The organism is Nocardia sp. CA-151230, assembly GCF_050942175.1.
Classification (GTDB): Bacteria; Actinomycetota; Actinomycetes; order Mycobacteriales; family Mycobacteriaceae; genus Nocardia.
Window position 1 is genome coordinate 1,604,278 of the sequence record NZ_CP192061.1, and the last position, 25,129, is coordinate 1,629,406.

Sequence of the window (25,129 nt, forward strand, 5' to 3'; positions counted from 1 at the left end):
CCAGCTTGGCGACCAGCAAATCATGCTGGGTAGGGCTTGCGCAACCGACGTTCGGACGAATTCGGCGCGTGAGCCCGATCGCTCTCGGGATGGCAATCAGCGGCTTGGCGTGTTTGAGTGGCACGCATGGAATCGTCAAGTGCCGCGCTGCCTTTGGATGCGCTGCCGCATCCACCGGGTCGGCTTCCTATCCTCGGCGATGTGGCCAGTGTGGACCGCCACCGCCCGACACAGCACGAGCTGAAGCTTGCGCAGGGCGGGCTGGGCCCAATCTTCCAGCGCAAGCTGCTCGGCACGCAGTTGATCATCGTGACCGGGGGCCGGTTGGCGGCACAGTGCAACGACGAAACATCCTGGGGGCGTGTGCTTCTCGGGCCGCTGGCGAAGATTCGGCCGGTCGCCCCGCACGGCATGTTCACGGCCAGCTCGAAAGATCCCCTGTGGGGGCAGGCCCGCCGCATCCTCACGCCGGGGTTTACCCAAGCCGCCATGCGCACCTACCACGATGCGATGGCCTCGGTCGCCGATGACCTGGTGACCGAATGGGCCTCGGCCGGCGGGGCCGGTGTGGCTGTTCATTCGGCGATGACCCGCGCCACCCTCGAAGTGATCGCGCGGGCCGGGTTCGGCCGCGACCTGAGGCTGTTCGACCCCGTAGGGCAGGGGAGCGATTCGCACCGGTTCGTGCGGGAGCTGGGTCGCACGCTGCAGTGGGCCTCGGAATCCACCAACGACCTGCCCATCATCGGCGACGTGCGGGCCGCGCTGCGAGCGCCCGGCGTGCGCCGTGACATCGCCTCCCTGCAGTGCTACGTCGACGAACTGATCGCCGACCGGCAGCACGAAAACACCAGCGACGCAACCGATCTGCTCGGGCTGATGCTGACGGCCACGGACCCGGAGACCGGGGAGCGGCTGCCCGCGGACAACATCAGGGACCAGACACTCACGTTCTTGATCGCCGGGCACGAAACCACCGCCGCCCTGCTGGAAGTCGCGCTGTACCACCTGGCGCAGAACCTGGACTACCAAGACCGCGTGCGCGCCGAGATGCCCGCGCAGACAACCGATCTGGGCTACGACGACGTGGTGAAGATGCGATTCGCACGTCAGTTCCTCAATGAATGTCTCCGACTATGGCCGCCCGCGCCGGGCTACTTCCGGATCGCGCGCACCGACCAGAACCTCGGCGGCTATCGGATCCCGGCGGGGCGGGCAGTGTTCGTGCTTGCGCTGGCCGCACAGCGCGACTCTGATGTGTGGGGTCCAGGCGCCGCGGACTTCGACCCGGACCGCTTCGATTCCGCCGCGTTGCGCGCCTTCCCCGACCGGTTCTTCCAGCCGTGGGGCACGGGCCCGCGCTCGTGTATCGGCCGGGCGTTCGCGCTGCACGAGGCAACGCTGATGCTGGGCCGGCTGGTACACGCCTTCGACCTGGCCACGACCTCCACCGCGCCCCTGACTCTGCGCGAGCGCGGAACATTGCGCCCCGACCCGTTCGAATTGACCGCCCGCGGCCGCTCAGTGGCCACCACCAGGGGATAAGCGCTCTCGATGTCGTGGTTTCTCATTCAGGCCCTGGGGCCTCTGGACACCCCCGCAACCATCGTCGCCAAGGACGGCGAACGCCGCGATTGGGTGTCGCTGCGGTCGCTGCAGCGCAACGAAGGTGTCGATGTCACCGACACCATCGACTGGGTGCGCCGGTCCGGATCGGACTTCGATCAAGTGGTCTCCGGCCGCGGTGGTCACAGCCGCGTCCAAGCCCTGCCCATCCTCGGCCCCGACGACGAAGTGTATGCCGTCCACCTGTGGGTCGGGGCGCCGGACGAACCCATTCCCGCTCATCGCCGTGCCGCCGGAATCGCATGGTACGCAGGTGATCTGCAAGTTCAGCAACGCCTCGAGTCATGGATGATGTCCACAGATGATGCCGATGGATTCAAACGGGTTCGCTCGCCCGGTGAATTCTTCCGCAAGGTCGTGAAATTCGATGACGCCACCGCCTTGATAGCACTGGGCACCAACCCCCAACCCGGCGCGCAATTCAGCCAGCACATCGTGGTTCTGCACGACAATGGGCACCTGATGAACTGGCAGACGTTCGCGGTCGGCCGAACCGATTTGGAGCGGCCCGGCCTGCGCGGGTTGACACACGATGTCTCCGACGTGGATCCGGTTTCTCTGAGCCCGCACGAAGCGCTCGGCCTGACCGATGAACCCGGACCGGATGCACCCGCCGCCGCCCTGATCGCCTTCCCGCCCACCGGTGCCCCGCTCATCGCGCAATGGATCGGGCACGTACCCACCTGGATCGACTGGCAACGCGAGGGTGACGCCGAATTGATCCACCGCGACGACTGGGACGCGATCGCGAAAACAGCGGTCATGCTGCAGCCCGGACTGCTCGACTCCAAAACTGTCACCCCTGCGCGGATCCGCGCCCACACCCCCAGCGGCTGGCAACCGGTGATGATCACATCCCGCCGCTTCCCCGGGGAGGTCGGCAGCCGTCTGCACATCGTCAGGATCGCCCGCACCGACTAGCATGCTAGCCAGTCGGTATCAGTGATCTCGGCACCCGGACAAGCCCAGGCGCAGGCAGCGTGCGTACGCCGCACCAGCGCTGCAGCACTCACTCGGGGCCGGAATCGAACCCGAGTGTGGTGTCCGGGCCGTATCCGAGTTCGCGCAGACGCTCGGCGATATCGGCGTGGACGTGATCGATGCCGGCGGTATCCGACCACCAGAAGGTGCAGAGGAATCCGTCTCGATGGGCTCGGGAGCGAGATGCGTAGAGCCGTTCTCACGTACAGCCACGGCGTATTCGACTGCGGCACAGTAGGTAGCTCGGCTGCCGTTCTGTCGATGATCTGCCGACTGACCGTGATGCGGTCTGTACTCCGGAGCGGAGAGCAGTCCTCGAGAATCGACTCTTCATGAACGACGGCCCCGATCTGGAACGCCCCGGCTTGCTCATTGATTCATCAACGACTCCGAGTGGCAACTTTGCATCAGGACTTGGTTGTCTCGATGCGTTGGTGAAAGGTCCTATGGGGCGGTTCGTTTCGCTGGTGAGCTTCCTCACGGGTGCTGGTTCGCTGTTGGGGGACACAGCTTTACAGCCGGTCATCCGGATGCCATCCGGGCGTCACCGTTGTGGCACGGTCGATGGTTGAAACTGTTCTCGCACTCGGTGCCGGTCGACGAGCCTCCAATCGCCCGGTGTCCGCACTCGACGCGAATCCTCCGTTCATGCCTCGCGTCGGCCACGGGAACCCGCGGACACCCCTGGCACCGGGTGCACCCCTCGTCGCGCGCACGGAGGTTTCGATGTTCGAATCGTGTTGTTCCCCTTACGAATCGGCCCATGTGCTGAGAGCGCGCTACGGACTTCCGGTGGAGATGTACGCCGACCGCCCGCTCCTCACCGTCGGCGCCGCGGTCGAGGCGCTGGCGCTGCCGGAATCACTGGGTGGGCGGGTCCGCCTGCGGCTGTCCTGGCTGCCGTCCACGCCCGTGGTTGCCGACCCGCGCGACCGCTTCTGGACCTTCCTGGTCGCCCCGCCCCTCCCGTATCACCCTGTACCCCAGCGACTGCGAACCTTCTTGCAGGAGAACGGCGTAACCATGCCGGACCGCGGCAGCCACATCATGCTGCCGACCTCCGACCACGAGCCGGGCTGGCACTGGGCGAACGAGCCGGAGCCGGGCCGGCTCGGATTGCCGCACCGAGCAGTGGTGCTGGCCGCCATCCGGCTGTCTATTCTCCAGGGACCCGACCGCGTTCCGGCCTGATCGCCGGGCACGGCGGCGGGGAAGTGGCTGACGGCGGCTACTTGCCTCAGATCGCTGAGGTGAGCAGATCCCCGAGGTAGGTGGCAACCGCCGTTGTCGGTGTCGGGTGTTTCGCCTGCGAGTGAACCGGCGATGCTCCGCTCGACGGTCCAGGACAGCACTGCTGCGAACTGGGGAGCGGATGGGCTCTCGATCGCGAGCCCAGTCGCCCGATCGGACTCGATGACAGTCTCGAATCGTGTGATGAGGCTCGACATGGTGGCGCGCGGTAATGGCTGGAAGCGAGTCGCCGGGTCTCCAAGGGTGATGCGGCAGTCGCGCTGTGCTGGGGGCAGTCTGTCGTCTGCGGCGCGTCGGCCGGTCCCCCATGGGCAAGGTGTTGATTCATGTGTTTCCCGAGTGGCGGGCGCATCCGTAGCGCAATCCGTCCCATAGGGTGCTGCTGTTTCGAATTTCCGGTGGGTATCGGTTTGTGTCGCCACGAGCTCAAAGGAAACCATGCGAATCCTGCTTCTCTCGAGCGCATTCAACAGCCTCACCCAGCGCATCCACGCGGAATTGCGGCAGCGGGGGCACTGCGTGGGGGTCGAGTTGGCACTCGGCGACGACCAGTCACTACGGGCGGGTGTGGCGCGATTCCGGCCCGAGTTGATTCTTGCGCCGATGCTGACAGTCGCTGTGCCAGAGGATATCTGGTCGGAGAACACAGTGCTGATCGTGCATCCGGGTCCGAAGGGTGACCGAGGTCCGTCGGCGCTGGACTGGGCGATCAGTGCCGGCGCCACCGAGTGGGGCGTCACCATTCTGCAGGCCGTCGCGGAAATGGACGCGGGTCCGATCTGGGCCTCGGAGTCGTTTGTGATGCGGCCCTGTGGGAAAAGTGAGTTGTACCGGACCGAGGTCGCCGATGCCGCGATGTGCGCAGTATTACGGGCGGTTGACCAATTCGAGCAGGGGGGCTTCGAGCCCGAACCGCTCGACTATGACCGTCCCGATGTCCACGGACAGCAGCAGCCGTATCACAGGCAGGAGTTTCGACGTATCGATTGGTCCAGCGACAGCACGGAAATGGTGCTCCGCAAGCTGCGCGCGGCCGACTCCCAACCCGGCGTGTTGGACGAGCTGTACGGACGCCAGTACTTCGTACACGGCGGGCATCGCGAGGATCGGCTGCGCGGGGCGCCAGGCGCCGTTCTCGCTACCCGGGACGGTGCGATCTGCCGAGCCACCGTGGACGGCGCGGTCTGGCTACCGCAGCTGCGCAGCCGCCGGATACCCGGCGGCCCAGCAACTTTCAAACTGCCCGCGACCGCGGTGATAGACCGCGAGTATCTGGCCGGAGTACCGGACCTTCCCATTTCGGCAGCCGAGGCCGCAACCCGCGATACCTGGTCCGAGCTGCGGTATTACGAAGTCGAGAACGTCGGCCATCTCGAATTCTCTTTTGCCGGTGGAGCAATGAGCACGGACCAATGCCGGCGGCTACTCGACGCGTATCGGCAGGCGTGCGCTCGACCGACAACGGTGCTCGTGCTGGGGCCGGCGCGCGACTTCTTCTCCAACGGCATCCACCTCAACGTGATCGAAGCCGCCGCGGACCCCGCGGCCGAGTCCTGGCGCAATATCAACGCCATCGACGATCTGGTCGAGGCGATTCTCACGACCATGGACAAATTGGTGATCTCGGCGCTGGCCGGGCACGCGGCTGCGGGCGGGGTGATGCTGGCACTGGCCGCTGACGAGGTCTGGTGCCGGGAGTCCATCGTGCTCAACCCGCATTACCGGCTGATGGGTCTGTACGGGTCCGAGTATTGGACCTACACGTTGCCACGTCGGGTCGGTACACAGCAGGCCGATCGCCTGATGCGGGAAGCGCTGCCGGTCGGTGCACGCGCCGCCGAGGCTCTCGGCCTGGTGGACCGCGTGGTCCCGGGAGATGGCGGAGAGTTTCGCGCCTGGGTGAGGCGAGAAACCGCCGCATTGTCGGCGGCCGGGTCCACCACAGCAGGTCGACTGCTCGAGAAGAAGCGTCGGCGCGCAGTGGACGAGGCGGCAAAACCCTTGGCGGCGTATCGATCCGAGGAGCTCAGCCGGATGCGTCAACACCTCTACGGCGCGGGAGAGCCCTATCACCGGCTCCGCCGCGACTTCGTGACGAACGCTCGCCCCTCGGCCACACCCGCCCACATTCTCGGACAACTCACGCAAACGGAGCAGACCTGATGGTTATCGATCACGTCAGGATGCGCACCAGACCTCGGGAGGACTGTGGCACTAGCCCGGGACGTAGGAAACCGAAGAGTCGGGGTAGGCGCGCCACGCCCATGACAGCGAGTCCAGCAGGTTGCGTTTGAGCGTTCGCGCATCACGAGTGTCGCTGGGGCGTTGAACGAGCGCCTCGCGAATCATCTGCACGAACCGCCAGCGGGTGACGCCGAACGCGACCAGCAGTTCGCCGGCGCTGGCGCCGCCGGACGGGGCCCGTCGGATCGCGAACTCGACCACGGATCTCGCAGTTGTGTCGAGCGATTTGTTTGCCGCCAGAAAATCGCAGTGCGTCATCGACGAACGAACCCATCCCGGGTCGTGGGTGTCGTGTGCCGCGGGGGACATCGCCGACTGCGGGCTCTTCCGATCATTCGCGGGCGCGCTGTCGGGCGGGGTGCTGCCGTCCGAAGGCCATGGATCGGTGGTGTCGATGGTGAAGACCGGGAATCGGTCCTCGGGCGGGTCGGGTTCGTATCGGACACGGATCGGCCGGTCCGATGGTGGTGGGAGCTCACCGTCGATCGTGGAGTAGATCCAGGGGCCGTCGTCGAGTTCGACAATGGCGACCGTCGACTGCTCCCACGCCCCGGTGTTCGATGGGTGGTGCGCCACCTTCCACGACACGATCGACCCCGTGCCCGAGGAGGGTACCCAGTCCAGAGTCGTGGACCGGCACGATGAACAGGCGTTGGTCATTGGCGCGACCAACGTTGCACAGTTGGTGCAACGCCGAATCATCAAGGTCGCACCGCCGTAGCGCCCGGAGGGGGCGCCGAAGTGTCGTGGGTTCTCCTGCTTGTGGTCGAACATCGGAATCCTCGCCAGTTCTTGCCTGTGCTGTCACTGTCGAGACTGCATTGCGGACGGCCCTGCCCGCGACGGCAGAACTACCCACGACATACCTATTTTTGCCGCCCCCGCCCAGTAGGGGCACCGGGCAACCAGGGCCGGGAGACGCACATCGGTCCAGAAGAAAGGTGCAGATCAATAGCGTTAGCCACTGGTTAACCCTTGTGTGCGCGAGTGCACTCGTACACGCGGTCCGCCGGACGTGGCACGGGTGCCACGGATGTGTGCGCGAGGCGGGACTTGAACCCGCACGTCCTAGGACACCAGAACCTAAATCTGGCGCGTATGCCAATTTCGCCACTCGCGCTAACGGTACGACCGTCCAAACTTTACCGGGTCTAACGGGGATCGCGAAGCACCGGGAGTGCGTGCCGTACTGGTCGGTAACCTCACCAGGGATTATAACGATTTGATAAACCCCAATGTGAGGGAGCCTCACATTTCCTACACGGACGTAACCGAGTCCACCAGCGGCTTCAAACATGAGGGAGGGTCATGTTTCGCGCCATTCTGGTACGGACGTACGGAAAAACTGCTCGGTAGGAACCCGGTCGGTGACCAAACATGAGGAGATCCTCATGATTTTGTGCCATCCTCGGCTTCTACCAGGGCCTGCGGGCCGGAGGGATACCTGCGCACCGTGAGCGCGGCCCAGTCCTTGGAGGCTGGCCGCCAGGAGAAGGAAGTCGAACGTCTTGACGATCAACGAGAGCACCGGAACCGGATCGAAGGCCAGGGCGGCGGGGAAGTCACGGGAGAGTGGTGTCAGGTCGTCACTGCTGGACCGGTTGCTGGGGGGCGCGCCGTACGCTCTCGCATTCGGTGGGCAGGGCGCGCAGTGGCTTACCGAGCTCGAGGAGATCGGGCGGGATTCCGCCCTGGAGCCCGAGCTGACGGCGCTGGTCAACGAGGCCGCCACCACGCTGGAACCGATCGCGGCACAGCTGCTCGTGGTCCGGCCGGTCGGTTTCGACCCCATCGCATGGATGCTGGAAGAAGAGATCGCCGACCCGGAGCAGGGGGAGGTGTCGGGAGCGCCGTCAGCGCAGGTGTTGCGCTCCGCCGCCGTCTCGATGCCGGGTGTGTTCCTGACCCAGGTCGCCGCGCTGCGCGCGCTGCGTCTGCAGGGCCTCGATATCGTCGCGCACGCGCCCGCCGCCGTCATCGGCCACTCACAGGGCCGCATCGCGGCCGCCGCCGCCGAGGCGCACGGGCAGCGTGACGCCGAACTGCTGGCCATCGCCCAGATGATCGGCGCCGCAGCCGGCCTGGTCGCCCGCCGCCGCGGTCTGCTGCCGGTGGGGGAGAAGTCCCCCATGGTCGCCGTCTCGAATGTCGACCCCGAGGCCCTGGAAGCCGTTGTCGCCGAGGTCATGGCCGGTGTCGCGCCGGAGAAGGCCGCCGTGCTGTCCATTCGCAACGGCCGCCGCCGCGCCGTGCTGAGCGGCCCCGTCGGCCAGCTCGACCGCGTGCGCCAGCGTGCCGCCGAGATCAATGCCGAGCAGGCCGGCGAGCGCGACGCCAAGAAGCGCGGCGGCGCGGTCTTCGCCCCCGTCTTCGAGGACATCCCGGTCGAGGTGGCCTTCCACCACCCGGCGCTGGCCGAGACCGTCGACCTCGTCGAGGGCTGGGCCCAGCAGTGTGGCCTGGACACCGAGCTGGCCGCGCGCCTCGCCCGGGAAGTGCTCGTCGACCCGATCGACTGGGTCGGCACCGTCGACGACACCGTCTCGCGTGGTGCGCAGTGGATCCTGGACCTCGGTCCCGGCGACCTGCTGACCCGCCTCACCGCCGGCTCACTCAAGGGCACCGGCGTCGGCGTGCTCCCCGCCTCCACCCGCCCGGGCCAGCGCAGTCTGTTCACCCCCGGCGCGGCCCCCGAGGTCGCCGCGGCCTGGAGCGAATTCGCGCCCAAGCCGATCCGCCTGCCCAACGGCCGGATCGTGGTCGAGACCGCGTTCACCCGCCTCACCGGCCGCTCGCCCATCCTGCTGGCGGGCATGACCCCCACCACCGTCGACGCGAAAATCGTTGCGGCCGCGGCCAATGCGGGCCACTGGGCCGAGCTGGCCGGTGGCGGTCAGGTCACCGAGCAGATCTTCGCCGACCGTGTCGAGGAGCTGAAGCACCTGCTGCAGCCCGGCCGCGCGGTGCAGTTCAACTCGCTGTTCCTGGACCCGTACCTGTGGAAGCTGCAGCTGGGCGGCAAGCGCCTGGTGCAGCGCGCCCGCAGCGCCGGCGCCCCGCTGGACGGCGTCATCGTCACCGCCGGCATCCCGGAACTCGAAGAGGCCGTCGCCCTCATCGAGGAGCTGTCCGAGGTCGGCATCACCCACGTGGCCTTCAAGCCCGGCACCGTGGCCCAGATCCGCGCCGTGCTGCGCATCGCCGACGCCGTGCCGTCGTACCCGGTGATCATGCACATCGAGGGCGGCCGCGCCGGTGGCCACCACTCCTGGGAAGACCTCGACGACCTGCTGCTCGAGACCTACGCCGAACTGCGCAGCCGCGAGAACGTGATCGTCTGTGTCGGCGGCGGCATCGGCACCCCCGAGCGCGCCACCGAATACCTCACCGGCGAATGGTCGCAGCAGCACGGCTACCCGGCCATGCCGCTGGACGGCGTGCTGGTCGGCACCGCCGCCATGGCCACCCTCGAGGCCACCACCGCCCCCGAGGTGAAGCAGCTGCTGGTCGACACCCCCGGCACCCCCGACTGGGTCGGTGCGGGCACCGCCGTCGGCGGCATGGCTTCCGGCCGTAGCCAATTGGGCGCGGACATCCACGAGATCGACAACGCCGCCTCCCGCACGGGCCGCCTGCTGGACGAGGTCGCCGGTGACGCCGAGGCCGTGGCCGCCCGCCGCGCCGAGATCATCGAGGCCCTCGACGCCACCGCCAAGCCGTACTTCGGCGACATCGCCACCATGACCTACCTGGAGTGGCTGGAGCGCTACGTCGAGCTGGCAGCCTTTCTGCCCCGGACCCACCCTGACCTGGATCGCCGCAAGGACTTCGACTGCGGCGCCGACTTCTCCGACGCCATCGCCGACGCCACCCGCTCGGTGTGGCTGGACATCACCTGGCGCGACCGGTTCGCGGAGATGGTGCGCCGCACCGAATCTCGCCTCAACCCGGCCGACCGTGGTGAAATCGCATCCCTTTTCGCCGACGACTCCGCTTTCGAGACCCCGGTCCAGGCCATCTGCACCCTGAAGGAGCAGTACCCGGCCGCCGCCGGCACCGTGCTGCACCCGGCCGACGTCCCGTTCTTCGTCGCGCTGTGCAAGACCCCCGGCAAGCCGGTCAACTTCGTCCCGGTCGTCGACCAGGACGTGCGCCGCTGGTGGCGCTCGGATTCGCTGTGGCAGGCCCACGATCCGCGCTACACCGCCGACCAGGTCTGCATCATCCCCGGCACCGTCGCCGTCGCCGGCATCACCCGCGTCGACGAGCCGGTCGGTGAGCTGCTGGACCGCTTCGAGCAGAACACCGCGTACTCCCTGGTGCGCGCGGGCGTCGTCCCGGCCGCCGTGGACGGCCGCCGCCGCGCCGAGGTCGCCAACGGCCTGCTCGACATCGTGCTCGCCGCCCCCGACGTGCAGTGGGCCGGCCGCACCACCGTCAACCCCATCCACCGCCTGGGTGACCTGGACGAGTGGGAGATGAACGGCAAGGGCGCCAAGCACCCGCGCACCGGCTCCACCCTGTCCGCCACCGAGGGCCCCGAATCCGATTCCGCCTACGTGGAATTGACCGTCCCGCTGCTGGGCAAGGATGCCGTCCGCATTCGCATCACCGTCCCGGCCTCCGTGTACAGCGGTGGCGCGCCGGTCATTACGGAGACCGACGCCGAGGCCGCCATGTCGGCGCTGCTGGCCGTCGCCGCCGGCCAGTCGCTGCCCGAGGTCAAGGCCGTCGACGGCGCCCAGGTGGCGCACGTCAACCTGGCCTGGAGCCCGGACCTGATCGCCGACCACGCCGGCGTCACCGGCGCGGGCCTGCCCGACAACCTGAGTACCATCGGCCGCACCGCCCCCGACGTGCTCGTCGGCGCCTGCTGGCCCGCCGTTTTCGCGGTCCTGGGCGCCACCCGCACCGCGGACGCGCAGAGCGTCATCGAGGGCATGCTGGATCTGGTCCACCTGGACCACCAGATCGAGCTGCTGGGCGAGCTGCCCGCCGAGCACGCCGTGCTCGCCGTCCGCGCCGAATCCGCCGAGGTGCTCGACACCGACCTGGGCCGCGTGGTCGAGGTCAACGTCACCGTCGGCGTCATGCGCGACCACGGCCTGGAGACCCCGGCCGTCGCGAAACTGGTGGAGCGCTTCGCCATTCGCGGCCGCACCGGCGGGGCCGAGCTGGCCGACCCGCCGCGCGCCGCGGGCTCGCTGTCCGAGGACGCCTCCGACACCCCGCGTCGCCGCCGTCGCGACGTGGCCCTGGTCGCGCCGCGTGCCATGGGCGCCTTCGCGCAGGTGTCGGGCGACTTCAACCCGATCCACACCTCCGACAACGCCGCGAAGCTGGCCGGTCTGGGCAACCCGATCGTGCACGGCATGTGGCTGTCGGCCGCCGCGCAGCACGCCGTCTCGGCCATCGATCTGAGCGACAAGGTGCCGCCGCGCACCATCACCGCCTGGACCACCCGCTTCCTGGGCATGGTCCGGCTCGGCGCCAAGATCGATGTCCGCGTGGAACGCGTTGCGGTGGACCGGGGTTCGGAGATCGTCGAGGTCTCCTGCCGCATCGACGGCAACCTGGTGATGACCGCCACCGGCCGCATCGCGCCGCCGAAGACGGTCTACGCCTTCCCGGGACAGGGCATTCAGGCCAAGGGGATGGGTCTGGAAGCCCGGACGCGGTCCAAGGCCGCCAAGGAGATCTGGGATCGCGCCGACAAGCACACCCGCGAGGCCCTGGGCTTCTCGATTCTGGCTGTGGTGCGCGACAACCCGACCTACCTCAAGGCGCGCGGCGTGGAGTACCGCCACCCGCAGGGTGTGCTGCACCTGACCCAGTTCACCCAGGTGGCCATGGCCACGCTCGGTGTCGCGCAGGTCGCGGAGCTGCGCGAGGCCGGCGCCTTCATCGAGGGCGCCATGCTCGCCGGGCACTCGGTCGGTGAGTACAACGCCCTCGCCGCCGCCGCGGGCGTGCTGCCGCTGAACGCGGTCCTCGAGGTGGTGTTCCAGCGCGGCTCGGCCATGCACGAGCTGGTGCCCCGGGATGCCCAGGGCCGCAGCAACTACCGCATGGCGGCCATCCGGCCCTCGCAGATCGGCATCGCCGACGACCAGGTCATCGACTGGGTCAAGAACCTCGGCGAGCAGGCCGGGGAGTTCCTCGAGGTCGTCAACCTGAACCTGCGCGGCTCGCAGTACGCCATCGCGGGCACGGTCAAGGGCATGGAGGCGCTCGAGGACGAGATCGAGCGGCTGCGCGCCGTGACCGGCGGCAAGCGCGCGTTCGTGCTCATCCCGGGCATCGACGTGCCGTTCCACTCCACCGTGCTGCGCGCCGGCGTGCCGGAGTTCCGCACCAAGCTGCTGGATCTGCTGCCCACGGACCTGCAGCCGGAGCTGCTGATCGGCCGCTACGTTCCGAACCTGGTGCCCAAGCCGTTCAACCTGGAGCGCGAATTCGTCCAGGAGATCGCGGATCTGGTGCCGTCCGAGCCGCTGGCCGAGGTGCTGGCCGACTGGGACGAGTGGACCGCCAAGCCCGTCGAGCTGTGCCGCGTGGTCCTGGTCGAGCTGCTGGCCTGGCAGTTCGCCAGCCCGGTCCGCTGGATCGAGACCCAGGACCTGCTGTTCACCGATGTCGAGCACGGTGGCGTCGGCGTCGAGCGGTTCGTCGAAATCGGTTTGGCCGCAACGCCGACCGTCGCGAACCTGGCGTCCAACACGCTGAAGCTGCCGCAGTTCGGCAGCGCCGTGGTCGAGGTGCTGAACATCGAACGCGAGCGCGGCGTCGTCTACTCGACCGACACCGACCCCGCGCCGGTGGAGGAGCCCGAGGAGACCCCCGCCGAAACCGCCTCTGCCGCCCCGGCTCCCGCTGCTGCCGCCGCGCCGGCCCCCGTGGCCGTGCCGGCCGGTGGCCCCACCCCGGACGACATCGCGTTCTCCGCCGCCGACGCCACCCGCGTGCTCATCGCGCTGTGGACCAAGCTGCGCATGGACCAGATCGGCCCGGTGGACACCATCGAGGGCCTGTGCGACGGCGTGTCGTCGCGCCGCAACCAGCTGCTCGTCGACCTCGGCGCGGAGCTCTCGCTCGGTGCCATCGACGGTGCCGCCGACGCCGACATGGGCGCGCTGTCCGGCACGGTCGACCGCCTGGCCCGCACCTACAAGCCGTTCGGCTCGGTGCTCTCCGACGCCATCGGCGACCATCTGCGCAAGGTCTTCGGCCCCTCCGGCAAGCGGCCCGCCGCCATCGGCGACCGCGTCAAGAAGGTCTGGGGTCTGGGCGACGGCTGGGCCAGCCACGTCACCGCCGAGGTATCGCTCGGCACCCGTGAGGGCCAGTCGGTCCGCGGTGGCGACCTGGGCGGCCTGGTCTCGGGCGGCCTCTCCGATGGTGCGTCCGTGGATGCCGCCATCGACGCCGCCGTGCAGGCCGTGGCCCTGCGCCGCGGAGTCGCGGTCTCCATGCCGTCCGCCGGCGGTGGTGGCGGCGCGACCGTCGACGCGGCCGCGCTGGGCGAGTTCACCGAGCAGATCACCGGCCGCGACGGCGTGCTGGCGCAGGCCGCCCGGGTGATCCTGGAGTCCCTGGGCCACGCCGAGCAGGCGTCCGCGCCGGAGGCCACCGAGGACACCCTGGTGGATCTGGTCTCGGCCGAACTGGGTTCGGACTGGCCGCGACTGGTCGCGCCCGCCTTCGACGCCCGCAAGGCCGTCCTCATCGACGACAGGTGGGCCAGCGCCCGTGAGGATCTCGCCCGCCTGTGGTTCGGCAACGACGGCTCGCTGCCGGTCGAACCGGTGGTGGACGGCTACGTCGGAGCCGGTGAAGCCGTTGCCGCGCAGGCCACCTGGTGGCGCAACCGGGCCATGACAGAGGCCCGCTCGGTGCTGGCCGGTGTCTACGGCGCGATCGCCGAAGCCGCCCTCAGCAGCGAGGACCCCGGCGTCTGGTCCTCCGACATCGCCGTGATCACCGGCGCCAGTAGGGGTTCCATCGCGGCGGCGGCCACCGGTCGGCTGCTCGCGGGCGGCGCCACGGTCGTGGTCACCACCTCCAAGCTGGACGACGAGCGCCTGGGCTTCTACAAGCAGCTCTACCGCGAGAACGCCCGCAAGGGCGCCGCCCTGTGGGTGGTCCCGGCGAACATGGCCTCTTACACCGATATCGACGCGCTCATCGAGTGGGTCGGCAACGAGCAGGTCGACAATGCCGGTGGCGCGAAGATTCTCGTCAAGGAGGCGATGACCCCCAGCCTGCTGCTGCCCTTCGCCGCGCCCCGGGTGGCCGGTGACCTCTCCGACGCCGGCGCTCGCGCCGAAATGGAGATGCGGGTGCTGCTGTGGTCGGTGGAGCGTCTCATCGGCGGCCTGTCCAAGCTCGGCGCCGACCACGACGTGGACGCGAAACTGCATGTGGTGCTGCCGGGTTCGCCCAACCGCGGCATGTTCGGCGGGGACGGCGCCTACGGCGAGTCCAAGGCCGCCCTGGACGCCATCGTGGCCAAGTGGCGCGCGGAGAAGTCCTGGTCGGAGCGAGTCACCCTGGTGCACGCGCTGATCGGCTGGGTGCGCGGCACCGGCCTCATGGTCGGCAACGACCCGCTGGTCACGGCCGTCGAGAAGGCGGGCGTGCACACCTGGTCCACGCTGCAGATGGCCGACGAACTGCTCAAATGGTGCAGCTCGCGGGCCCGCGTGGTGACCGCCACCGGACCGCAGCAGATCGACCTGACCGGCGGTCTCGCCGGAGCCAAGCTGGATCTGCCGGAGCTGGCCCGTGAAGCCCGCGAGCAGGCCGAGGCCGCCGCCGACGAGTCGGAAGGCCTTGACGGCGCCAACACCATTGCGGCCCTGCCCGCCCCGCCGACCCTGAGCTCCAAGCTGCCCACCCCCGAATGGGGTTCGGTCACAGCCGATCTCGACGACATGGTCGTCATCGTCGGCGCCGGCGAGCTCGGCCCCTACGGTTCGGCGCGCACCCGGTTCGAGATCGAGGTCTCCGACCAGCTCTCCGCCGCGGGCGTGCTGGAGCTGGCCTGGACCACCGGCCTGGTCACCTGGGAGAACGACCCCAAGCCCGGCTGGTACGACGCCGAATCCGGTGAGTATGTCGAGGAATCCGAGCTGGCCGACCGCTACCACGACACCGTGGTGGAGCGTTGCGGCGTGCGCCGCTACGGCGACGACGGCGCCATGATCGACAATGCCGCCCCGCTGCTCACCTCGGTGTTCCTGGACAAGGACCTCACCTTCGTGGTCAACAGCGAGGCCGAGGCGCGCGCCTTCTTCGCCGCCAACCCGGAGCAGACGGTCGTCACCCCGGTCGCGGGCCAGGGTGGGTCCGAGGGCGCCGGCGCAGACTGGCAGGTGACCCGCAAGGCGGGCACCGAGATTCGCGTGCCGCGCAAGGCCAAGCTGTCGCGCACCGTCGGCGGTCAGATCCCGACCGGCTGGGATCCCACCAAGTGGGGCATCTCCGCCGATATGGCCGGCTCCATCGACCGGGTGGCGCTGTGGAACATCGTCTGCACCGTGGACGCCTTCCTGGGCTCGGGCTTCAGCCCGGCGGAGCTCATGAGCTGGGTGCACCCGGCCATGGTCGCCAACACCCAGGGCACCGGTATGGGTGGCATGTCGTCCATGCGCTCGCTCTACATCGACAACCTGCTCGGTGAGCCGCGGGCCAACGACATTCTCCAGGAGGCGCTGCCCAACGTCGCTCTGGCACACGTGGTTCAGAGCTACGTCGGCTCCTACGGCGGCATGATCCACCCGGTCGCGGCCTGCGCGACCGCGGCGGTCTCCGTCGAGGAGGGCGTGGACAAGATCCGGCTCGGCAAGGCCGATCTGGTGGTCGCGGGCGGCTATGACGACCTCGGCATCGAGGGCATCGTGGGCTTCGGCGACATGTCCGCCACCGCCGACTCGGCCGTCATGTCCGCCAAGGGCATCAGCGATCGCTACTTCTCCCGCGCCAACGACCGCCGCCGCGGCGGCTTCGTCGAATCGCAGGGTGGCGGAACGGTATTGCTGGCTCGCGGCTCGGTGGCGCTGGAGATGGGCCTGCCGGTGCTGGGTGTCGTCGCCTACGCGCAGTCCTTCGCCGACGGCGTGCACACCTCGATTCCGGCTCCGGGCCTGGGCGCCCTGGGCGCGGGTCGCGGTGGCCCGGAGTCCAAGCTGGCCAAGGAACTCGCCAAGCTCGGCGTCACCCCGGACGAGATCGCGGTGATCTCCAAGCACGACACCTCCACCGCGGCAAACGATCCCAACGAGTCCGAGCTGCACGAGCGTCTGGCCACCGCCATCGGCCGCTCGGAAGGCGCTCCGCTGTTCGTGATTTCGCAGAAGACCCTCACCGGTCACGCGAAGGGCGGCGCGGCGGCGTTCCAGATGATCGGCCTGTGCCAGGTGCTCGAGCAGGGTGTCATCCCGCCCAACCGCAGCCTCGACTGCGTGGACGAGAAGATGGCCCAGTACCCGCACCTGGTGTGGCTGCGCGAGCCGCTCGCGGTGGGAGATCGCTTCCCGCTCAAGGCCGGTCTGGTCACCTCGCTCGGCTTCGGCCACGTGTCGGGCCTGCTGGCCATCGTGCACCCGCAGGCGTTCGTCGAGGCCATCGCCGACACCGAGCAGCGGGAGGCGTACCAGCGCAAGGCCGAGGAGCGGCAGCTGGCCGGCCGTCAGCGCTTCGCCGAGGCCATGTGCGGCGGCGCCCCGCTGTACGAGCGGCCCGCCGACCGCCGCCTGGGCGGCGACGGCACCCCGGCCAAGCAGTCGCGGCAGCTGGAAGCCGACATGCTGCTGTCGCAGCAGGCCCGGCTCGGCGCCGATGCCGTCTACGTGGCGGTGCCGAAGGGACCGGCCTGCCAGTAGGCCACACAGACCGGCCTGTCGGTAAGTAGCTCCCGGCAGGTCTGACACAGCGGGCTCGCGTCGGCGCTCCTCGGAGTGCCGGCGCGAGCCCGCTGTTCCATGTCCGCGAGCGGACCAAATGGCAATGTCCGCGAGCGGACCAAATGGCAATGTCCGCGAGCGGACCAAATGGCACTGCGATGACCGGGACATGTGTTCGAGGGAGCCTACGGTGCCGTAGGTCCGCTGGTATGTTCGCAGCCAATTCGATTGCACGCACAAGGAATCTAGGAGTCCCGCACTGTGACGATCCTGGGTATCGGCCTGGACTTGGTCACCATCTCCGAGTTCGCCGAACAACTGGAACGCACCGGAACCACCATGCTCCGGGAGAGTTTCACCGCTGGGGAACGGCGCTACTGCCAAAGCAAGGGCACCGACCCGGCCCGGAGTTACGCCATCCGGTGGGCCGCCAAGGAGGCGGTCATCAAGGCGTGGGCGACCTCTCGCTTCGCCCGCAGCCCGCAGATCGGGGACAACCCGTACCCGTTGATCGAGGTCGTGAACGACGCCTGGGGACGGCCCAGCATCAAATTGCACGGGCTGGCAGCGGAATTCCTGCCCCGGGTGCGAGTTCACCTGTCGCTCACCCACGATGGCGACACCGCCGCCGCCATGGTAGTGCTGGAGGATCCGGGCGAACTGGCCGATCTGATGCGCGACTGATCCGCGGGGGAGGGTCGCGGTTACTCCGGATCGAAGGTGGTGCGCTGCCCGCCGGAGCGCGATTCCTTTTCCGCGATCAGCAGATACGCCACCATGAGGCGCTTGAGCTCGGCGACGGCGTCCTCATGGCTGAGCCCGTCCTGCACCGAGAAGTTCAGCATCGAGTACACGACGTGCACCAGCACCTGCGCCATCATGGAGCGGCGGCCGCGCGGGGTGCGCGGCATGAGCGGGCGCAGCATCTGCGAAACCGCTTCGGCGAACTCCTTTTCGTGGATCGCGCCGGTCGCGCGCGTGGACGGGGTGGACTGCATGGCCAGCCACACCTCGCGCCGCGACGGGTCGGTCATCCACAGATCGGCCAGGTGATCGACCAGCTGCGTCATGTGCCGCAGCCAGTCCATGGACGGGATCTCGCCGTGGAAATCGGCCAGTTCCTGCGAAACCGCCACCAGGTCTTGGCGATTCAGCTCGCAGACGATGACGTACTTGTTGGCGAAGAACTGGTAGAGGGTGCCGATCGGCACCTCCGCGCGGGCCGCGACCTCTTCGCAGGTGAACGATTCGAAGCCGACCTCGACGAGTAATTCCCGGGATGCCTGCAGCAGGGCGTCGAACTTGCGTTTTGATCGTTCCTGCGTCGGGCGGCGACGGGGCATCAGCTCCTGTGGATCGTCCTGCAGCTCCAACGCAGGGTCCGGTCGTCGCGTCGACCCGGTTCCCGTGCGTGCTTCCACAATGAACAGCCTACGGGTAGCGACACGCGCATGACACGCTGCGGTACTTCGTGTGTCATCGCATCCCACCCATCCACGCCGCGTTCGGCTCCGAAGACCCATCGCAGCTGCCTCCCAGCTGCGGATCTCTGCCGGCGCATATCGACTGTCCGTCCGCCAGTACGTCGACGTTGGAAGGCTGATTGTGGTTGCTCCTACCCCTGATCGTTCTGCGGTGACCATCGGCGTCGCCACCGAGCGCGGCACGGTGCGCGCCGTGGCCCTCACCGAAGACGGCGACAAGGTGTCCGAGCGCGTGGTGCTCGAGCGTGTCGAACCGATCACCGGAGATACGAAGGCCGACTTGGCGGTCGCGGTGGAGCTGGCGCTGGAGGACATCGCCGACCGGATCGGTACGGGCCGTGAGATTCTCGGCGCGGCGGTCGCCTACCGGGATACCGCCGAGCGCCGCGCGATCGTCACCAAGCTGGCCGCCGGCTCCTGGCGCGACGCCTCTCTGGTGTCGGCCAAGGCCGCGCATCTCGCGATGGCGCGCGCCATGACCTGGGTGGATGAATTCGAGGATCTCGCCATCTGCGAGGTGGTGCCCGGCTTCCAGGCCTTCTCGCTCATCTCGCCCGAGCGTAGCCGGGTGCTCGCGGCGGTGACGCTCACCGGTGGCGCGGCCACCGAGGAGGCCATGCGCACGGCCGTCACCGCCGCCTGGGACCAGTTCGACGCGGCGGGTGTGAAGCCGGACGCGGTGGTGCTGATCGGTTCGGCCGCAACCGAACCCGCGGTGGTGGCCGCTCTGGAGTCGGGCTTCGGCGCACCGGTCATCCCGTGCTCGGTGGCGGCGGCCGCACCGGCCATCGGCGCGGCCCTGGCCGCCCTGCCCGAGGCCGAGTTCGCGGGCGAGGCCGCCGACCGCATCCGCCGCGCCCGCGGTACCGCGGCCCTGTTCGCGGCGGCGAGCGTGCTCGCGGGTGGTCTGGTGGCGGCCGGGTTCTATACCTCGGGCAGTGATTCCAAGAAGGTTCCGGCCCCGGTGCTCATCGATTCCCGGGTCTCCGCCGACCCACGCAACGGTGCCGAGCATCCGGCCGGCGAGGCACCGGCGCCCGCCGCAACCGACCCCGGATCCGGCGGTCCCTTCGTCGACGGTCTTCCGGTCGGCCCGGTCGAGCCGACGGATGCGGTTACGCCGAACCACGGTCAGCCCGCGCCCGAACTGCAGCCCACCGATATGGTGACCGTCGATCCGGCCACGCTGAACTGGGGTCCGCGCGGCGACAACCCGCGGACCGGCGGAAAACCCAGGCCGCTGATCAAGGCCCGCCCGGAATCGGAGGTCGCCTCGAATCCGCGGTCGATCATCCCGGCCCCGACCCACGCGGTCGGCGCACCCACCGAATCCGGGCTGTTCCCGGGCGAACTCGCGCCCCCGCAGTTGGGGACGACCGAATTCTCCTCCTGGTGGGACAACCACTGGCGCATGCTGCTCCAGTGGGCCGCGCAGGCGATGCCGAAGGTGTAGCGACTTCCCATTCTCGAGACTCTCGCACGGAATCCCGGCCCGAATCAGGGCCGGGATTCCGGGTTTTCGCGGTCAGACCGACAGGTCGCGGCGCAACTTGGCGACGTGCCCGGTGGCCTTCACGTTGTACTGCGCGACCTCGATCTTCCCGTTCTCGTCGACCAGGAAGGTGGACCGAATAACGCCGGTGACCTTCTTGCCGTACATCATCTTCTCGCCGAACGCGCCGTAGGCGGACAGCACCTCCTTGTCCGGGTCGGACAGCAGCGGGAAGGTGAGCTGCTCGGTGTCGCGGAACTTGGCGAGCTTGGCGGGCTTGTCGGGGGAGATGCCGACGACCTCGAGGCCGGCGCCTTCGAGATCGGCCAGGTTGTCGCGGAAGTCGCAGGCCTGCTTGGTGCAGCCGGGCGTGCTCGCGGCCGGGTAGAAGTAGACGATCACCTTGCGCCCGCGGTAGTCCGACAGCGAGACGTCCTTGCCGTCGGCGTCGGGCAGGGTGAAGGCGGGCGCGGTGTCGCCGGGACTGAGTCGGTGATTCTCGGTCATGCCGCCACGCTAGTCGACGGGCTCGAGCCGGTGTTGGCGATACACTCCTGAACAGGTCGGCTCGCATGCGCCTGCGTCGCGCGAGCGGCCCCGAGACGACAATGCCGCCTTCCAGCGCGGTTTCCAGACAGGAGTGTGACGTGGCGAGAGATACCGAGGCGATCGAGCGGGAGATCGAGGCAGCACGCAACCGGCTCGCGAGCACCCTCGATGAACTCGCGGTCCGCACCGACCCCCAGCGGCTGGCTGACAATGCCAAGCGGTCGGTCATGGCGAAGCTGAACGAGCCCAAGATCAAGTACAGCCTCATCGGCGCCGGCGCCCTGGTCGCGACCCTCATCGTGGTCAAGATCTTCCGCCGCTGAGCAGCGCCGACTCCCGGACGCTCAGGGGTCACCCCTGAATTCCCGAACCCGAATATGGCCCGGTCCAACAGGACCGGGCCATATTCGTATCGCTGGGTCCCCCATGCCATGCGGCCCGGTCCGAAAGGACCGGGCCGCATTGGCTTTTGGGATTTCAGGGAGGTGTCCCTGAGAGCCCGAGAGTTGTCAGACGGTGGGGCAAGCCATTCCGGTGCCGTCCGGGTCCAGGTGCGGGCTGTAGCCGGGCTGACCGCGGAACAGCGGCGCCACGCCGGCCGCGCGGGCCTGGTCGCAGTTCTCGTAGACGGGTCCGCCGGCCGAACCGGTCTGGGACAGGCCCGCCGAGCCGGTAGCGGCGGAGCCGGTGTCGATGGCGGAGGAACCGGTGCCGGAGGAACCGGTGGGGACGTCGGCGAGGGCGACGGTCTGGGCTGCGATGGTCGTCAGTCCCGCAACGCTGGCGGTGACGAGAAGCCGGCGAACGTTCATGTATTCCTCAATGTCGGCGCAATAGGGGTGGCAACTGGCCCGGTTCGGCGCGGATGTGCCACCGCCGCCGCAAGCGGTTGCGGCGCGGTGACCGGTCCGGGCTCGGCGTCGAGTTTTCTGGCGCAACGTTGCATTGTCAACCGGATGGGCTATTCATCCAGGTGAATTAGGGGATTTGCCCCGAATGCCGGAACCTCTTCTGCCGGTGGGTGTCTCATTCGCCCTGGTCGGAAATGCGCTCGCGCATTGACGATTTCCGCCAGAACTACGCAAATTGGACGGTCAGTACTGTACGGCAGGACGCGGCCCGATGGCCGCGCGGATGCGCCGTGAAGTTCCTGAGTATCTTCTTGGTGTCCGTGTCAACTACTCGTCGATACTATGGATGCCATGACGCGCTGGCTGACCGATGCGGAACAGACGACCTGGCAGTCCTACATTCGCATGCGACAACGCCTGGACGCCGCCCTCGCCGCCGGGCTGGCCCAGGACGGACTGTCGACCTCCGACTACGAGGTACTGGTCGCGCTGTCCGCGGCCGGTGGCCAGCTGCGCGCCAAGGAACTCGGCGCGGAGATCTGCTGGGACAAGAGCCGCCTGTCCAAGCACCTGTCGCGAATGGCGACCCGCGGCCTGGTCGATCGCTGCCAGGCCGTCGACGACGCCCGCGGCCGGGAGGTGCGGCTGACCGATGCCGGGCGCCGGGCGCTCGAAGCCGCCGCCCCCAATCACGTGGAGCTGGTGCGGCGGCTGTTCGTCGACGAGATGACCGCCGAAGAGGCGGCCGCGCTGCGCTCGCTGGCCGAACGGGTCGTCGCCGAGGTCGAGCGCACCGACGTCGAGGGGATCGCCTAGTCCTCGGGCTGCTCGAACTGGGCACGCTTCCAATCGCCGAACGGTTCGTCGCGCTCGCGGACGGCCTCGCGGAAACCGGCGGTGGCCGAACGCAATTGGAAGGCGTAGCCCTCGCGGGTGTGCCGCGAGATGCCGTCGAACACGGTGCTGACCATGCCGGAGTTCGCCACGCCCTGATTGAGCAGCGCGCTGTTGAGCGCCAGCTTCGCCATCACCAGCTGATTGATCGGCACCCGCGAAATGCGTTCCAGCAGTTCCTCGGTGCGTTCGTCCAGCTCGGCGGCCGGCGGGGCCTCGATGGCCAGGCCCCACTCCAGCGCCTGCTTGCCACTGAGGCTGTCGCCGGTGAACAGCAGTCGCTTGGCGCGCTGGTCGCCGACCCGGTGCGCCCACATGCCGGCGGCCGGAATACCCCAGGTCCGGGTGGGCGGGTAGCCGAAACGGGCGTCCTCGGCGCAGATGATCTGGTCGGCGAACAGCGCGATATCGGTGCCGCCGGCGATGGCGAAGCCGTGCACCTTGGCGACGGTCGGCTTGTTGGCGTGCAGCAGGCTGGCGAAGCCGCGGTTGAAGCGCGACATCATGGCGTAGTCGACCATGGGATCCCAAGTGCCCCAGGGATTGTGATTGCGCGCCTGCACGACCGGGTCGAGCACGGTGCCCTCGGTCGGCTGGGCGCCCTGGGCCGGGGCAACGGTGCCGGCGTCGTGATTGTTCTCGGCGAAGATCGACAGGTCGTAGCCGCCGCAGAAGCCCTTGCCGCGCCCGCTCACCACGATGACGTGGACGCGCGGATCCAGATCGGCCCGCTCGACGGCGGCGGCCAGTTCGATCGGGGTGTCGGCGGTGATGGCATTGCCGCGCTCGGGCCGGTTGAAGGTGATGCGGGCGATGCGGCCGGTCACCTCGTAGGTCAGCGTGCGGCCGGTGTAGTCGTTCACCGGTTCGGGGCGGCCCGCGAACAGCGAGTCGTCACCGCCGGTCAGATCGTCGCGCCAGGCAGCCGGGCGGGTGCCGGAGTGGTTCTCGTAGTCGGGGGACACTCAAGCAGTGAACCCCGGTTCATTTCTTGCTGTCAAGGATTTCCGGGCGTTCCTACTCCCAGGGCTTGACCGGCGGTTTCACCCAGAGGATCTTCTCGTCCAGCCGCTCCCGGCGGGCCTGCGGATGTCCTGGATTGCGCTCGGCCCAGGCGTCCTTCTCGCCGAGCAGCCCGGCCACCACCTGCCAGGTCTCATCGGTGCTGGGCGGATTGGTGTCGGCCGCCCGCGCCAGCTTGCGCCGTTGCGCGGCGGGCAGTTCCAGCAATTCGGGTCCGCTGATGCCGCGCGCCCAGAGATAGGCCGCCAGCCGCCGGGCCTTCTCCTCCCGGCTGCGGCTGGCGTGATCGGAGTGTGCGTAGTCGGCCATATCTTTCCTCGAACTCCGCGCAACCCCGCAGGTCGCGGGCCATGTCTGCTCGACCCTACCGGAGCGCCGGGGCCGGCTCGCCGGGCCCTCCGCCGGGACGGAGGGCACGCCCGCCGTGTCCTCGAATCTCCGCGAGTCACAGAGCTTTTGCGGTTACCGTGGTCGCATGCCGGATGCCGTGCGTATCGATGGTCTGGTCATTGCCCGCGCCACCCCGGCGGAATGGGCCGCCGTGGTGGAGTGGGCCGCCGCCGAGGGGTGGAACCCGGGGCTGCGTGATGTCACCGCGTTCTTCGCGCAGGATCCCGACGGGTTCCTGCTGGGGCGGCTGAATGGGGAGCCCGCCACCGCGGTCTCGGTGGTCAACTACGGCGACGACTACGCGTTCCTGGGTTTCTATCTGGTGCGCCCGGACCTGCGCGGGCGCGGGTTCGGCCTGGCCACCTGGGAAGCCGGGCTGCAGCACGCGGGCGAGCGGGTCGTAGGGCTCGACGGAGTTCCCGCGCAGCAGGACAACTATCGGCGCAGCGGGTTCGAACTCGCCTACAGCAGTGCGCGATTCGTGGGTGTGCCGCGCCTGCCGCTGCCGGATGACACGGTCACCGCGCTCGCGCCGGCGGATTTCGCGGCGCTGCAACCGTACGACTCCGCGTGCTATCCCGCGGATCGGCCGGTATTCCTCAGCGCCTGGCTCACCGAGCCGGGGCATCGGACCTTCGCCCGCATTGTCGACGGCACGGTCACCGGCTACGCCACCCTGCGTCCGGCCAGGGATTCGCTACGGGTGGGCCCTCTGTTCGCCGACACCCCCGGCGACGCGCATCAGCTGCTGGCCGCACTCGCCGCCCATGCGGCGGGTATGCCGCTGGCGGTGGATGTTCCGCTCGACAACGACCCCGCGGTGCGGTTGATGGAGGCGGCCGGGTTGACCCCCAGCTTCGAGACCGCGCGCATGTACACCGGGCCCGTCCGCGCGTATCACCGGGAGCGGGTCTACGGGGCGACCTCCCTCGAACTCGGCTGAGCGGTAGTGGAATTCGTCACCAGGTCGAGGGGCGCACCCGGCCGGGCGTGACGACTCGCGCGAGGGCATTGCGCAGTTCGACCGTCGCCGCGAGTCCCAGCGTCGCGGCCCAGCGTTCGGTGAAGCGGGCCGCCGCGGCGTCGGCGGCGCGGGTGCACGCCCACCCGCGCTCGGTGAGCGTGACGAGCTTGGCGCGCGCGTCGTGCGGGTGTGGATTGCGTTGCGCGTAGCCCTTTTTGACGAGTTCCTCGACCAGCTGGCTGGCGGCCTGCTTGGTTACCCCCAGATGGTCGGCGATCTCGCCGACCGTCGCGCCGTTCGGCGCCATGCGCACGAAGGCGAAGCCGTGGGTCGGCCGGATGTCGGTGAATCCGGCCGCGACGCACCCGTCGTTGATGGCGTCGGTGACCTCCGCGGCGGCCGCGAGCAGTAGCAGCGGCAGGTCTTGTGCGTATCCGGGCATGTCTGGAATCTTGGCACTTGACAAAGAAGTCAAC

At 68.7% G+C, this 25,129-nt stretch carries 17 protein-coding genes and 1 tRNA gene; 10 read left to right on the forward strand and 8 right to left on the reverse strand.

Annotated features, from left to right (window positions below):
* Positions 1–126: 126 nt before the first annotated feature.
* The 4 genes from ACQP1O_RS07080 to ACQP1O_RS07095 all read left to right on the forward strand — a co-directional run bounded on the left by ACQP1O_RS07080 (position 127) and on the right by ACQP1O_RS07095 (position 6,021).
* On the forward strand, positions 127–1,545 hold the full coding sequence (locus tag ACQP1O_RS07080; protein ID WP_433565065.1) for a cytochrome P450: 1,419 nt from the start codon (positions 127–129) through the stop codon (positions 1,543–1,545).
* Positions 1,546–1,554: 9 nt separating this feature from the next.
* Positions 1,555–2,547 carry a GAF domain-containing protein gene (locus tag ACQP1O_RS07085; RefSeq protein ID WP_433565066.1) on the forward strand — a complete coding sequence of 331 codons (993 nt, stop codon included), beginning with the start codon at positions 1,555–1,557 and terminating at the stop codon, positions 2,545–2,547.
* A gap of 825 nt (positions 2,548–3,372) precedes the next feature.
* The gene (locus ACQP1O_RS07090; RefSeq protein ID WP_433565067.1) at positions 3,373–3,798 is read left to right on the forward strand and encodes a hypothetical protein; all 426 of its coding nucleotides are present in this window, start codon (positions 3,373–3,375) and stop codon (positions 3,796–3,798) included.
* A 498-nt stretch (positions 3,799–4,296) separates the two neighbouring features.
* The gene (locus tag ACQP1O_RS07095) at positions 4,297–6,021 is read left to right on the forward strand and encodes a hydrogenase maturation protein (protein ID WP_433565068.1); all 1,725 of its coding nucleotides are present in this window, start codon (positions 4,297–4,299) and stop codon (positions 6,019–6,021) included.
* A gap of 51 nt (positions 6,022–6,072) precedes the next feature.
* Here the strand turns inward: ACQP1O_RS07095 and ACQP1O_RS07100 are convergent, their stop codons facing one another.
* On the reverse strand, positions 6,073–6,876 hold the full coding sequence (locus ACQP1O_RS07100) for a Zn-ribbon domain-containing OB-fold protein (protein ID WP_433565069.1): 804 nt from the start codon (positions 6,874–6,876) through the stop codon (positions 6,073–6,075).
* A 264-nt stretch (positions 6,877–7,140) separates the two neighbouring features.
* Positions 7,141–7,222, reverse strand: a tRNA-Leu gene (locus tag ACQP1O_RS07105).
* Between the two features lie 388 nt (positions 7,223–7,610).
* Between ACQP1O_RS07105 and ACQP1O_RS07110 the strand changes: the two genes are divergently transcribed.
* On the forward strand, positions 7,611–16,985 hold the full coding sequence (locus ACQP1O_RS07110; RefSeq protein ID WP_433565070.1) for a fatty acid synthase subunit beta domain-containing protein: 9,375 nt from the start codon (positions 7,611–7,613) through the stop codon (positions 16,983–16,985).
* Positions 16,986–17,267: 282 nt separating this feature from the next.
* Positions 17,268–17,690 (forward strand): holo-ACP synthase AcpS, encoded by a 423-nt coding sequence (acpS, locus tag ACQP1O_RS07115; protein ID WP_354834180.1) that lies wholly within the window; start codon positions 17,268–17,270, stop codon positions 17,688–17,690.
* A 20-nt stretch (positions 17,691–17,710) separates the two neighbouring features.
* Here the strand turns inward: acpS and ACQP1O_RS07120 are convergent, their stop codons facing one another.
* Complete coding sequence (locus ACQP1O_RS07120; RefSeq protein WP_230329926.1) at positions 17,711–18,349, reverse strand: TetR/AcrR family transcriptional regulator; 639 nt, start codon at positions 18,347–18,349, stop codon at positions 17,711–17,713.
* A gap of 292 nt (positions 18,350–18,641) precedes the next feature.
* Here ACQP1O_RS07120 and ACQP1O_RS07125 point away from each other — a divergent pair, with 292 nt between their 5' ends.
* Positions 18,642–19,943, forward strand: coding sequence for a hypothetical protein (locus ACQP1O_RS07125; RefSeq protein ID WP_433565071.1), 1,302 nt, complete (start codon positions 18,642–18,644; stop codon positions 19,941–19,943).
* A gap of 72 nt (positions 19,944–20,015) precedes the next feature.
* Here ACQP1O_RS07125 and bcp read toward each other — a convergent pair whose 3' ends face one another.
* On the reverse strand, positions 20,016–20,489 hold the full coding sequence (bcp, locus tag ACQP1O_RS07130) for a thioredoxin-dependent thiol peroxidase (protein ID WP_357010875.1): 474 nt from the start codon (positions 20,487–20,489) through the stop codon (positions 20,016–20,018).
* Between the two features lie 140 nt (positions 20,490–20,629).
* Between bcp and ACQP1O_RS07135 the strand changes: the two genes are divergently transcribed.
* Entirely contained in the window at positions 20,630–20,854 is a 225-nt protein-coding gene (locus tag ACQP1O_RS07135; RefSeq protein WP_433565072.1) for a DUF3618 domain-containing protein, read from the forward strand.
* A 186-nt stretch (positions 20,855–21,040) separates the two neighbouring features.
* Here ACQP1O_RS07135 and ACQP1O_RS07140 read toward each other — a convergent pair whose 3' ends face one another.
* Entirely contained in the window at positions 21,041–21,343 is a 303-nt protein-coding gene (locus tag ACQP1O_RS07140; protein ID WP_364621204.1) for an excalibur calcium-binding domain-containing protein, read from the reverse strand.
* A gap of 390 nt (positions 21,344–21,733) precedes the next feature.
* On the opposite strand from ACQP1O_RS07140, the gene ACQP1O_RS07145 reads away from it, so the two are divergent.
* Entirely contained in the window at positions 21,734–22,198 is a 465-nt protein-coding gene (locus ACQP1O_RS07145; RefSeq protein ID WP_433565073.1) for a MarR family winged helix-turn-helix transcriptional regulator, read from the forward strand.
* Here ACQP1O_RS07145 and ACQP1O_RS07150 read toward each other — a convergent pair.
* Positions 22,195–23,241, reverse strand: coding sequence for a crotonase/enoyl-CoA hydratase family protein (locus ACQP1O_RS07150; protein WP_433565074.1), 1,047 nt, complete (start codon positions 23,239–23,241; stop codon positions 22,195–22,197). The genes ACQP1O_RS07145 and ACQP1O_RS07150 overlap by 4 nt on opposite strands.
* 52 nt (positions 23,242–23,293) lie before the next feature.
* Positions 23,294–23,608: a hypothetical protein gene (locus ACQP1O_RS07155; protein WP_357010865.1), complete on the reverse strand. Its 315-nt coding sequence runs from the start codon at positions 23,606–23,608 to the stop codon at positions 23,294–23,296.
* Between the two features lie 166 nt (positions 23,609–23,774).
* On the opposite strand from ACQP1O_RS07155, the gene ACQP1O_RS07160 reads away from it, so the two are divergent.
* Positions 23,775–24,632: a GNAT family N-acetyltransferase gene (locus ACQP1O_RS07160; RefSeq protein ID WP_433565075.1), complete on the forward strand. Its 858-nt coding sequence runs from the start codon at positions 23,775–23,777 to the stop codon at positions 24,630–24,632.
* A 16-nt stretch (positions 24,633–24,648) separates the two neighbouring features.
* On the opposite strand, the gene ACQP1O_RS07165 is transcribed toward ACQP1O_RS07160, so the two are convergent.
* Complete coding sequence (locus tag ACQP1O_RS07165) at positions 24,649–25,095, reverse strand: MarR family winged helix-turn-helix transcriptional regulator (RefSeq protein ID WP_433565076.1); 447 nt, start codon at positions 25,093–25,095, stop codon at positions 24,649–24,651.
* Between the last annotated feature and the right edge of the window lie 34 nt (positions 25,096–25,129).